This is a genomic window from Leclercia sp. W17, from assembly GCF_003336325.1.
GTDB lineage: Bacteria > Pseudomonadota > Gammaproteobacteria > Enterobacterales > Enterobacteriaceae > Enterobacter.
Map to the genome: position 1 here is coordinate 188778 of NZ_CP031102.1, position 11449 is coordinate 200226.

General features: G+C 46.6%; 16 protein-coding genes and 1 pseudogene. 9 read left to right on the forward strand and 8 right to left on the reverse strand.

All coding sequences use genetic code 11. The features are described from left to right. Positions 1 to 257: 257 nt before the first annotated feature. The 8 genes from DVA44_RS24765 (at position 258) to DVA44_RS24800 (ending at position 5895) form a co-directional block, all read left to right on the forward strand. Complete coding sequence (locus tag DVA44_RS24765; protein WP_012477377.1) at positions 258 to 551, forward strand: helix-turn-helix transcriptional regulator; 294 nt, start codon at positions 258 to 260, stop codon at positions 549 to 551. Between the two features lie 4 nt (positions 552 to 555). Continuing rightward, positions 556 to 1881, forward strand: a complete 1326-nt coding sequence (locus tag DVA44_RS24770) for a type II toxin-antitoxin system HipA family toxin (RefSeq protein WP_000088044.1) — start codon at positions 556 to 558, stop codon at positions 1879 to 1881. Positions 1882 to 1941: 60 nt separating this feature from the next. Beyond that, positions 1942 to 2148 carry a hypothetical protein gene (locus DVA44_RS24775; RefSeq protein ID WP_000134171.1) on the forward strand — a complete coding sequence of 69 codons (207 nt, stop codon included), beginning with the start codon at positions 1942 to 1944 and terminating at the stop codon, positions 2146 to 2148. A 100-nt stretch (positions 2149 to 2248) separates the two neighbouring features. Further along, positions 2249 to 2659, forward strand: coding sequence for a hypothetical protein (locus DVA44_RS24780; protein WP_000985909.1), 411 nt, complete (start codon positions 2249 to 2251; stop codon positions 2657 to 2659). A gap of 12 nt (positions 2660 to 2671) precedes the next feature. Continuing rightward, positions 2672 to 3487 carry an HNH endonuclease signature motif containing protein gene (locus DVA44_RS24785; RefSeq protein ID WP_001641519.1) on the forward strand — a complete coding sequence of 272 codons (816 nt, stop codon included), beginning with the start codon at positions 2672 to 2674 and terminating at the stop codon, positions 3485 to 3487. A 252-nt stretch (positions 3488 to 3739) separates the two neighbouring features. After that, positions 3740 to 4165, forward strand: coding sequence for a hypothetical protein (locus DVA44_RS24790; RefSeq protein WP_000278471.1), 426 nt, complete (start codon positions 3740 to 3742; stop codon positions 4163 to 4165). 548 nt (positions 4166 to 4713) lie between these two features. Continuing rightward, on the forward strand, positions 4714 to 5022 hold the full coding sequence (locus DVA44_RS24795) for a hypothetical protein (protein WP_001224686.1): 309 nt from the start codon (positions 4714 to 4716) through the stop codon (positions 5020 to 5022). A 15-nt stretch (positions 5023 to 5037) separates the two neighbouring features. Next, positions 5038 to 5895: an HNH endonuclease signature motif containing protein gene (locus DVA44_RS24800; protein ID WP_000784387.1), complete on the forward strand. Its 858-nt coding sequence runs from the start codon at positions 5038 to 5040 to the stop codon at positions 5893 to 5895. A gap of 606 nt (positions 5896 to 6501) precedes the next feature. Here DVA44_RS24800 and DVA44_RS24810 read toward each other — a convergent pair. The 8 genes from DVA44_RS24810 to DVA44_RS24850 form a co-directional block, all read right to left on the reverse strand. Beyond that, positions 6502 to 6906, reverse strand: coding sequence for an H-NS family nucleoid-associated regulatory protein (locus DVA44_RS24810; RefSeq protein WP_001287391.1), 405 nt, complete (start codon positions 6904 to 6906; stop codon positions 6502 to 6504). A 177-nt stretch (positions 6907 to 7083) separates the two neighbouring features. Then, complete coding sequence (locus DVA44_RS24815; protein WP_001100635.1) at positions 7084 to 7377, reverse strand: hypothetical protein; 294 nt, start codon at positions 7375 to 7377, stop codon at positions 7084 to 7086. 25 nt (positions 7378 to 7402) lie between these two features. Next, complete coding sequence (locus DVA44_RS24820) at positions 7403 to 7708, reverse strand: hypothetical protein (RefSeq protein WP_223152485.1); 306 nt, start codon at positions 7706 to 7708, stop codon at positions 7403 to 7405. After that, positions 7680 to 8135, reverse strand: a complete 456-nt coding sequence (locus tag DVA44_RS24825) for a hypothetical protein (RefSeq protein ID WP_000916941.1) — start codon at positions 8133 to 8135, stop codon at positions 7680 to 7682. The genes DVA44_RS24820 and DVA44_RS24825 overlap by 29 nt, the downstream gene beginning before the upstream one ends. Before the next feature lie 75 nt (positions 8136 to 8210). Then, complete coding sequence (locus DVA44_RS26315; RefSeq protein ID WP_306307795.1) at positions 8211 to 8429, reverse strand: hypothetical protein; 219 nt, start codon at positions 8427 to 8429, stop codon at positions 8211 to 8213. After that, positions 8411 to 9391, reverse strand: a complete 981-nt coding sequence (locus DVA44_RS24835; RefSeq protein ID WP_000019450.1) for an IS5-like element ISKpn26 family transposase — start codon at positions 9389 to 9391, stop codon at positions 8411 to 8413. Before DVA44_RS24835 ends, DVA44_RS26315 begins: the two co-directional genes overlap by 19 nt. Before the next feature lie 45 nt (positions 9392 to 9436). Further along, positions 9437 to 10060 (reverse strand): hypothetical protein, encoded by a 624-nt coding sequence (locus tag DVA44_RS24845; protein ID WP_000490639.1) that lies wholly within the window; start codon positions 10058 to 10060, stop codon positions 9437 to 9439. Between the two features lie 57 nt (positions 10061 to 10117). Further along, on the reverse strand, positions 10118 to 10498 hold the full coding sequence (locus DVA44_RS24850) for a hypothetical protein (protein WP_001371925.1): 381 nt from the start codon (positions 10496 to 10498) through the stop codon (positions 10118 to 10120). A gap of 754 nt (positions 10499 to 11252) precedes the next feature. Between DVA44_RS24850 and DVA44_RS24855 the strand changes: the two are divergent. Further along, positions 11253 to 11423, forward strand: a pseudogene (locus tag DVA44_RS24855) (transposase); the annotation flags it as partial. Positions 11424 to 11449 lie beyond the last annotated feature (26 nt).

An 11449-nucleotide genomic window follows, 5' to 3' on the forward strand; every position in this document is an offset into this window, starting at 1 on the left:
ACTCCGCTTCTCGTTTACCGATGATCCTGATCTGTCAGCTCTCTTACCGGATGCTGTACGAGCGTAACGGCTTATTATTGATAGTTCTCTCATATCAAACCTCATAAAGATTTATGCTGCCACTTAGTAACAGCCTAAAGGTTGTACTCTCTATTTAACAGCTTTTAGGCTGTTAATTTGATATTACAGCTTTTAGGGTGTATGTTTAGAAAACAGCGTACAAGGTGTATCAGAGGAACTACTGAGGCCAGCTTATGATCAATAATGATTACCCGTTAAACACGCTCAACCAGTTGCGTCCCTTGCTCATTGGTTTTCGCAAGGCGAATGGCCTGACGCAAAAAGACCTGTCCGAAAGGTTAGGGGTCACTCAACAGACATACTCACGTCTGGAAGCCAACCCTGCCAGTGCGAGCATTGAACGGCTATTCAAGGTGTTTTCTATCCTGGGCGTAAAAATCAGCTTCTCCTCGACAACCGCCTCTTCAGAGGGGAAGCAGACGGAAGAAATGCTTAAATCAAACTCACCTGCACGACAGGAGAAATGGTAACGATATGAGCCGGAAACAGCAGCGTCTGGCAATCTGGATGAACGGAATCAAAGTCGGATACTGGGAAAAAAGTAAAGGGGTAGACAGCTTACAATACCTTCCTGACTGGAGTGCAGACGAACAGGGAAGGCCGCTGTCATTGTCCCTTCCTTTTACTCCCGGGAACCAGGTCTGGCGTGGAAATGTGGTACGTGACTATTTTGATAATTTACTCCCGGACAGCGAAGGCATACGCAGACGTCTGGCAATGCGTTACAAGGCCGATAGCCTGGAGCCTTTTGATCTTCTGACGGAGCTGGGAAAAGACTGCGTGGGCGCGATACAGCTGCTTCATGACGGAGATGAACCCACAGATTTATATTCCGTGAAGTATCACCCGCTTACTGAATCAGAAATTGCGGCAACTTTGCGTAATACCACGGAGACATTGCTACCGGGCAGGCCAGAAGATAACGACGACTTACGTTTATCTATTGCCGGTGCTCAGGAGAAAACAGCCCTACTGTGGCATGAAGATCGGTGGTGTATGCCGGAGGGTAATACACCAACGACGCATATATTCAAGCTACCGCTCGGACTTGTGGGGAACATGAAAGCCGACATGCGCTCGTCGGTTGAAAATGAATGGCTCTGCTCGGTACTTCTCGAACAGTACGGGCTCCCCGTGGCAAGAACGCAGATTGCTCACTTTGAAGATCAGAAAGCGCTGGTGGTAGAACGTTTTGACCGAAAATGGTCAGGAAACGGACAATGGATCATTCGTTTACCCCAGGAGGATATGTGTCAGGCCCTGGGCATTTCGCCATTACGAAAATATCAGGCGGACGGCGGGCCAGGTATATCGGAAATTATGGAAGTTCTGAGTAATTCAGACCGTGCTGAGCGTGACAAAGCGCAGTTTTTTATGACGCAGATAGTTTTCTGGATGATGGCCGCAACAGATGGCCACGCTAAAAATTTCAGTATTTCTATTGGGCCACAGGGACGTTATCACCTTACACCACTCTATGATGTGTTGTCGGCATGGCCGGTGATCGGTCATGGGAACAATCAGATATCCTGGCAGAAGTGCAAACTGGCGATGGCCGTACGTGGCAGTAGCAACTATTACCAGATATATCGAATACAACGACGCCACTGGATCAGGCATGGTGAGATAACCGGCCTGAGTAAACAGCAGACAGAGGCGATGATAGAGGAAATCATCGCCAGAACCCCGGGTGTCATTGAACGTGTTAGCGGGCTTCTTCCGGACCAGTTCCCCCAGCAGCTTGCGGAAAGTATTTTTGATGGAATGAGGCAGCAATGCAGGCGCCTGGCTGAGAAATGACAGCCGCAATTTATAGTGTGCATGTTTTCAGAATAGCTGATGTAAGCGTGAGGATTCAGTATGACTGAAGAACAAAAAAGAATAGAGCGGGCTATTGAGTTGGCTTGTCGTTACGGCGGAACCGATGAAATGCATCATCTGCAATGGGTCGTGGATCAGATGGTAAGAGAACTTGCTGGAGAACGTTATGCACAGATTGTAGCAGATGCCACCAGCGGAGAAGATGGGCCTGATACTTACAAATGGAGTGTTGGGATCGCGCCTTAGCATCTGTCAGTCTGGGGATGAAAACGTACTTAACATCCAGCGAATTCCCAGACTTCACATTAAGACTAGAGTAACGGCCGCAATCACGTGAGAGAAAAAAATGGCAATTTTAGCAATCATTGCAGTTATCGCCCTGGGTGGGTACGCCTGCGGGTTTATTAAAGCCCGTGAGCTGAGCGCTTTGCGTAAAGAAATGAAACTATACGTGGATCGCATGGAAGCGGCGGAGCTGGACTTACACGCAATCAGAAGTGTAGCGGAGCACCGGTTGCACGGTGCAGGTAAACAGTTTGCCGACCTTTACAGCCGTATCGACGGTGCAACTGTGACGCTGACACCCGAAGATCAGCTGTTACTGGCAACGATGCCATTTAATATTCAGGATGTAGAAGACATCGTAAACGAGCGCGGTCCAAAGACAATTAGCGGCCGTCCATTCTGGGAAGTTGAGCCAGGCCCGCATGACTATGAATATGGCCCGCAATATCCGTATTTCCCAGACCAGCGCTAGGAAGAGATCAAGATGAGAGAGCCAAGACCCCGCCATACCTTGCAGGTCATTCGAGTGCCTTCTCTGGAGGTTCAGGATCTGGGGCTGACCAGCTTTGATAGCTGGCTTGACGAGAACGGTTATGACAAAACGAATGCCAGAAATAACCGTACCATCTGGGCGAGAGAAGGCGGATGGCATCTGAAACGTTGCAGAAATCTGGAAACTGGCACGGACGATTTCTGGTTTATCGCTTTCGATGGTAAAGGCGGAAAGATATACCCGCTGAAAACCCAAAGAGACTACCGGGCTGCATATCGTAAGCTGGAAGCAGAAGGTTATGCACCTGCGGTCATCGAGCAAATGACCACAGGCGCAGCATATAACCTGGCCTATCCACGTTCCACCCTAAAACAAGCTGAGACGGCCACCAGCGAACCAAAGCGGAAACCTGACGTAGATATCCAGGGTGAGCACTGCGAGCGCGTAGTGACGCAACGTAGTGGCGTGGCACAGGGTAAATTTAAAGCTCTGCTCATCGAGAATTTCGCGGGCCGTTGTGCGGTAACCGGTTGGGTTAATGGCGGTGTCCTGGATGCGGCACACATTGAACATGGAACCCGGTACAATCCGTCTAATGGCATCCTGATGACTCCAACAATGCATGCTCTGTTTGATGCCGATCTTATGGGCATAGATCCGGCCACCCTGACCGTTCATTTTAAGCCAGGCATTGAGCTGGGCGAGCTGTTTGAAGGCCGTAAAATCACACCGCTGGTGTACGATCTGGACTTAGAGCGGCTGGCCGTACGCTGGGCAGGATACCAGGGCCTGGCTCATGAACAATGATGGGTTACAGCCGGGATGTGTGAAAACCCGTCAGTGAAACCTGCATGCGCCATACCTTTAAATTTAAACTCAAGAGCCAGGCTCAAGATAAAACCGAAATGAAAAGGTAAAATCCGGTGCACCAGATCTCTTAGGTTTAATACCTGAGCCGGTATACTGGCAGGCGCAGGCATGTGGGTATTATCCAGTCCATACATCTCCACACAGTGTTAACCGCAACATTTAAAGTTCAATAAGGACGGTTTCAATTTTATGTATAAAACAGCATTAGTGATGATTATCGGGATCCTCGGATGCAGTAAAGCATTTGCAGCCACTGAATTACAGCTCCAGCAAAAACGCGTTATGCAGTTCTGTGCCAACGCCAGTCTTCCATTGTTAGTTGCGGGTACAACGTACGCGAATACGTCTGACAACGGGCGACCAGAAAAAGAAAGATTGGCAATCCTGAAAAATTCAGTTGCAAGCTCGACAGCTTATAAAATGGCATCTCCCGGAGTTCAGATTGCCATGATGAGCGTGGTGGAAGATATTGCCGATCCGAAAGAATTAGCTCTACATCAAAAAGAAGTTAGACGTCTTGGGGCTAGTTATCTTTCCGACAGCGGTGTTTCATGGGCTTCAAAAACTGTTTCACCATTTACAGCCTGGTGTAACTTTAACCGTTTAGAAAGTTAAGGCTGGCAAGGCGGTTCCTGTTCAGGAAAGTTACTTTCCGTGCGGGGACCGTAAGATACAGATAAAGCTTAAGGCCTTTGAATTTCTGGAAAGCATTTGAAAATTTCATTGCGCTTGTCTGATATGAAACAGCCCCTGCATTTCTGCAAAGGCTGAAAGAGTGTGTACGGACTTTGGAAGGAGTGATGATATACGCCTGAGCCATCCCATCACCGCAGACAGGGTAATTAACCCTGACTAAAGCTTTCACCTATTCCGTCGCTCGCAAGCGGCTTTCGCACACTAACGAAGGTATGGCCTTTCGTCGGTGTTAAATTTTTCAAACTTTGCTTACTTTGTCAAGGAAGGTGACCGCAGTAGTAGGCACAACTACTTTAATCTGTATGAATAATAAGGTAGAACCGGCCAGTGAATGAATGCTTTCCCTGAAATCAGGCGGACAACCTTCAGGAATATTGATAGCAAGACTGAATCTCTCGCTGCGGCGATAAACATTTCGCCATAACCCTGAACGAGAGTGGTTCATCCATCATATACAGGAGCGTTACATGCGCAAATTTAAGTACATAATCTGTCACCAGTGCGAAGGCCACGGGACCATGGAAAACCCGGCCTTTGAAAATGGATTCACCCAATCAGAAATGGCTGAGTGGGAGCCAGAAATGCGTGAAAAGTATTTTGCCGGAGCATTTGATGTTCGCTGTGACGTTTGTGCCGGTGACGGTAAGCTCAGCGTACCAAACGTAGCGGCTATGTCTTTTTCAGAACGACGGGTTCTGGCAGCACGGCGGCGTGATGAGCGTCTTCAGGCTGCTGATGAACGGCTGTCCCGCCAGGAACGAGCAATGGGGTACTGAGGTGTTACAGCAAAGATGAAAATGACGAAGCCAAAACCGGTAAGCCGGATGAAAAGACCGTTTATTAGTGAGCTTGCAGAGCTGGGTTTATCGGGTGAAATTCTTTCAATTCGAACTGACGGCATGCAGGGGACGCTCATACCCGATCTTACCGCAGGGGTGAGTGAAGCAGGCCGTGTGAAAACCGGCAACTGGGTAATCTCTGACAAGAGAACCTTCGACCATGTCGTTCTGTGTGTTGAAAGACAAGATGAGAACCATGATGTGTACGTAGGTAAATTCATCCAGTTACATGTAGCCGCTAATAAGAGCCTTAAGATCGTCGAAATGGGCGATGTGAAACTGGTGGCCATAACCAGCTCGATTCCTACCACTTTTAATGGTGGGATAAAGAGATACAAAGGGGTTACGTATGTGTCACTTTCCCAAACAGCTCAAACCACTATCGACTTCCCGAAGCGTATCTACAAAGAGGGCCAGGAATGTACTTCTGTCACCAGTCCTGACCAAGGTCCTTTCGCCCGGGATGTTAGGTTGAATTGCTACGGGCGATGTGTTGTCACCGGCGTAAGGTCCCCCTGGCGTACTGAGGCCGCGCACTTAACGCCACGTCATGAAGAAGGCATTCCCGACGTAACGAACGGAATTTTACTTCGCCGTGATATCCATACACTGTTCGACAATGACCATTGCGCCATAAACCCTGACACTATGAAAATTTACTTCAGCCGGGAGGCCCGGGAGTTGGATGATGATCTCCTGAAATGGCATGGGAATGAGATAGAGACGACACGCATGCAGGTTCCGGTTAACATCGAAAACCTTCGGATACGATGGCAAAAATTTAAGGCTAAGGATCGTCAGCGTAAATAAAGCCATAAGCTGAACCACGGCGAGGATTAGTCTTGTTCACTAAATGACAGCGAGAGATTAAATGCAAACCCAAAAAGATATTACAGTTGGCCAGATCTGGGAAGAAGTGGATCCAAGACTGATCCGGAAAGTGCGAGTTGTTGAGGTGGCCTCGTTAGAAGGGCCCAAAGGCATCCTAATCGAAAACGTGGAGTCTGGTCGTAAGAACTGGGCGTCGTCATCCCGCTTTAATGGAAAGCGTGGAGGGTATCGTCTTATTTCCTGAAGGTTTTGCCAATATGGGAAACTGAAGAGGTTGAAACCATCCCGGTGAGGGAGCATATCTGGTAAAGAAGAGTCTTTAAAAAGGTTTTACGCGACCTGGGATAATAAACGGGAAAACGATACCCAAAAAAAGAATACAGCGATGATAACGATAAGGAATGGTAAGGGCTTCAATATTTTGAGAAATGACCTGGCTTCCTTTGCATCTGCATTTCTAATCAAACTGTCCACATAGGGATCACAGCTCTTAGGTTCTGAATTTTTCATATGTTCTGTACCTGAAATTGATTCCGTATGAGAAAAGGCCACCGAAGTGGCCTCTATCAAAACTGGTGGCAAAAGTTAGATCAGGAAATCATCAAGACTTTTACCGGCTGCAATTTGTTCTGCCAGAGCTTTGGGGGTACGGCCCTGTCCAGTCCACGTTTTTGTTTCGCCATTTTCATCAGTAAATGAGTATTTGGCCGGGCGTGGTTCACGGCTTTTCTTGGTAGCCGTAGATTTGGCCTGGAATGAGCCAAGCAGCTCTTCCGGGTTGATACCATCTTCTTCCATTAACTTACGCAGGGCGTCAAGTTTCTCCTGACGAGCTTGCAGTTCGGCAGCTTTGGATGATTCTTCCTGACGACGCTCATCAACAATGACATTAAGCTTTTCGAGGATTTCCTCAAGTACTTCTAAAGGCAGCTCGCGGCCCTGGGCGCGAAGAGTACGAATATTGTTTAACGATTTGAGTGCTTCAGACATACGACCTCACTTTCTAATTCTTTGATAAGGATTTACTTAATCATAATACACTCTATAAGGAAAAAGATGCCAGCTTTATGTCTTCAGGTACAAAGATATCTTGCTAAGAATACTCCTTATCTTCCTTGTGCAGACTGTTTCGTGCTTTCGATGTTGTTCATGAGTCTTAAAATCTGCTCACTGTTTAGGGTACTCATGCTGTAAATCATCAAGAAGGAAGCGCAGAACAACATAAGCAATCGGAAAAGGAAACCATGCCAGTGACAGGCCATATATGGCGGAGATAAACATAGGGTAATTTAACTCACTTACAAAATTCGCTTCATTGTATTGTTGAATCGAAATGGCAGAAGCAAAAATTATAATTAAAGTAAGAAAAATCCACTCTAGCCATCTCTTTTTATAACAAGCATAAGCGAAAGCTGTAGGGTAAAAAATAAAGCAAAAAATTCCAGCTGCAATTACGTTCATAAAAGTAACTTTCCTGATAGCGCAGTTATTTTTCGAATGCAGCATCATGAACAACTGCCATAACATTGATGATTGGCTTTCTTTTTCTGAAGAACCTTCCGCGCGGCAAAGTTTCTCCCGCTTTGAGACGATAAAGCCAGAAAACATAAGCCGGAGGAACATTGCTGTCAAAAATATCTGAACAAGTTTGAACTGTGATGCCTACTGTATTGTCTTTCCTCATCTCTTTAAAAGTGCCTTGCAATGCAGCGGATAACGTCATTTTTAAGAAACCTTTTTCTGTTTGAACGGATAGACTTGACTTAGCTGGCTTGACTGTAATGTTTGCCACTAAAGATCCCTCGTTCTGAGGATGCAGGCACTACAAAGTTACCGTCAGGTCTAATCATACGAGTTTGGATGAAATTTTTGCCGGATTTGGTTTTTTCAACCTGGTGCTCGATCTTCCATTCTTCTTTGACGGGACCGGATGACAAATGAACTAGAACCGGTACTTTTTTACGTGTTCTATCCAGAACAATACAATTTGATTTATCCGTATCAACGCTTCCCTGAAGAGTATTCAAAGAGCAATTATCATATCCCTCAACCGGAACTGCATTACCTTGGATATCAATTTTGAATCCTCCAGCTATTACAATTTCGGGTGCATTATCATTTAAAGTCTCGTCATAGGCAGCATCAACTACATCGCAAGCAGTAAGAGTAAGTGACGATGCCACAGCAAGACACAATAAAGAAAATCTGTTTTTGAGCATATTTGAGACCTTTTATAAAAATAAAATAACAGGAGAATTGTATCATTAACAGTCTAGTTCTAACGACTACCACTTTTAAGTATGTATTGAGCCAGTTTTATATTCAGGCACACCATATTGCACTCTAGGGAAGGTGCGAATAAGCAGGTCATTTCTTCCCAAGCTGACTCGCTGATTAAAATTTCGCGGATCTGGGCCGATTTTTTTCCCGCAAACACATCGAATCAGCCTATTTAGGCTATTTTTTCCACCATTTCTGGCGTTATTTCCGGTTTTTACTGAGATCTCTCCCACTGACGTATCATTTGGTCCACCCGAAACAGGTTGGCCAGGGTGAATAACATCGCCAGTTGGTTATCGTTTTTCAGCAGCCCCTTGTATCTGGCTTTCACGAAGCCGAACTGCCGCTTGATGATGCGAAACGGGTGCTCCACCCTGGCACGGATGCTGGCTTTCATGTATTCGATGTTGATGGCCGTTTTGTTCTTGCGCGGATGCTGCTTCAAGGTTTTTACCCTGCCGGGACGCTCGGCGATCAGCCAGTCCACATCCACCTCGGCCAGCTCCTCGCGCTGTGGCGCTCCTTGGTAGCCGGCATCGGCTGAGACAAATTGCTCCTCTCCATGAAGCAGATTACCCAGCTGATTGAGGTCATGCTCGTTGGCCGCGGTGGTGACCAGGCTGTGGGTCAGGCCACTCTTGGCATCGACACCAATGTGGGCCTTCATGCCAAAGTGCCACTGATTGCCTTTCTTGGTCTGATGCATCTCCGGATCGCGTTGCTGCTCTTTGTTCTTGGTAGAGCTGGGTGCCTCAATGATGGTGGCATCCACCAAAGTGCCTTGGGTCATCATGACGCCTGCTTCGGCCAGCCAGCGATTGATGGTCTTGAACAATTGACGGGCCAGTTGATGCTGCTCGAGCAGGTGGCGGAAATTCATGATGGTGGTGCGATCCGGCAGGGCGCTATCCAGGGATAATCGGGCAAACAGGCGCATGGAGGCGATTTCGTACAGGGCATCTTCCATGGCACCGTCGCTCAGGTTGTACCAATGCTGCATGCAGTGAATACGCAGCATGGTCTCCAGCGGATAGGGCCGTCGGCCATTGCCCGCCTTGGGATAAAACGGCTCGATGACAGCGGTCATATTCTGCCATGGCAGAATCTGCTCCATGCGGGAGAGGAAAATCTCTTTTCGGGTCTGACGGCGCTTAGTGCTGAATTCACTATCGGCGAAGGTGAGTTGATGGCTCATGATGTCCCTCTGGGATGCGCTCCGGATGAATATGATGATCTCATATCAGGAACTTGTTCGCACCTTCCCTAGCTCTTTCATCATCCTAGAAGAACTCTTAATTAAGTATTCTTCAAGTGGGCCAGCATATGCCCCTGATGTCACGATCGTTAGTTGCGTAAGAGGATGAGTCAAACTCTCAATGCCCTTCAGGATGTCATTCTGGACAGCAGCAATATAAACAGGCGAAGCCGCAATCAAATATTCATCATTCGGACTGGACTGCATTAACTGGCTTATAGTTGCGCAACGGTTATGCTTTCCTAGTGATTTTGTGATGGCTTTCCACCAGAGATCATGCCTGAATGGTACTTGATGAAATGTCGCCTCGTAAGAGGGCACCCGATCTCGACTATTTAAAAACCCCATCCCGGCAGAGATTATCCACAACTCCAGATTTCTGGTTGAGTTTAAAATTTCCTTTGCCGTAGACCAGTGATTACCTGAATACAAGGACAATGCCGGTACCGCCTGATTACTTCTGGCGTCGTCTACAATGTTACTCCAGGCATATGCTGCGTCGTCCGGGGTTTGTTTTGGATCTATGTCCAATGTCGGCCAGACGTGGCCCTGATGATTCTTGCCCTTTGTACAGGAAGTGATTAAGTGTACTGAGCGTTCAGAGAACATTATCTTCCTTACATACCCATAGAACAGCTTTCTAAGAACGGTGGGCTCGCCTGAAAATTACAAATCAGCCCCTTTCACGGCATCATTTTGATTCTTCGCGTCTGCCCCCAGTAAGATGACCGGTTTTCTGCATGACAGTGTTATTCCTAACAAACGCAACACAAAACCACGCCAGCCAGAGCAAATTTTTTCATTTGCTGCGTAAAGCCTATTGTTTTCTCTTTTAAGCTTCGCCCACTCGTTACAGAGGGTAACATCATCAAGCGCTGTTATATGCTTCGCCTCACCTTCGACGATAACGGTATGGATACCGTATGCTGTAAATCTCATACTATTTTCCAGAACCCAGTTGCGGTATTCGTTGAGTCCACCTTCGGAACCGGTAGCTCTGCGCCACATTTCAATTTGCTTGTGTGATGGGTCAAGTGTACTTGTCATTGAAGCCTCGTCTCAGCGATAACGCTTGAAATAGCCCGCTTTGGTCAAAATGAAATTAGCCATCTGACTGGCGATTTGATTGTATCTTACTCATAGTGCCCAACCTATAGGTTAAAAAGGGGCATTTTCGCTTTATAGCGTGTTCAACATCATCAATCATCCCAAGAAAGGCTGGCTTATTAAGCCGGTCCATCATTTTCTGTATATCTCTCATCAATTTTTATATCCGGCCTGAAGTGCACCGTTCAAGCACACCGATCAGGCAGTTAGTCACTAGTTAACTCTTTACTAGAGACTAAATTCCATTGATTTACGTGACAACGTCACGTCATTAAGGTTTGCAAATGCCTAATTTTCATACTATGGGATTTAATTAGGAGTAAATCCCACAGGTTTACATAAAGCTGACATTTAAAAGTGTTAAAAATCAATCAGATAGAAAGAAAAGGCTCTCCGGAAGAACTCTTCTCATTATTTCGCCGCCCGGGGTTATTGCTGACAGATCTGAAAGTGCTAATATGTTAGTCATTAGTAATTAGTAAAGCCTTTACTAAACGCGTTTCTACGTAAATTCTATTGGTTTTAGAGGGTCCTACTGTCCGAAGACAATAAAGTTGTACACAAAGCACTAAAGTTGTAACCATTCTCAAAAAACGACGCTAATGTTGTATGCTTACTGAATGTGTGGTTATAGGGTTGGAGACTATAAAATGCACATATAGGTACGTATCAATGTCGTTTTTTGGGTACGATCATGGGTAGGGGTAGGCGTCTCAAATCCTATTTGGATTATGAAAATGCGCTAGGTGACGGCATAGGAGTGGGCTATGGCCAAAGTTATCAGCCCTGGCTTAGAGCTCAGGACGTTAAATCCCGTGGAAACCGTTCGATAGTCTTTGGCCTTAAGACGTTTCGAAACCATCATCATGGGGTTTGAGGGCCAATGATGTA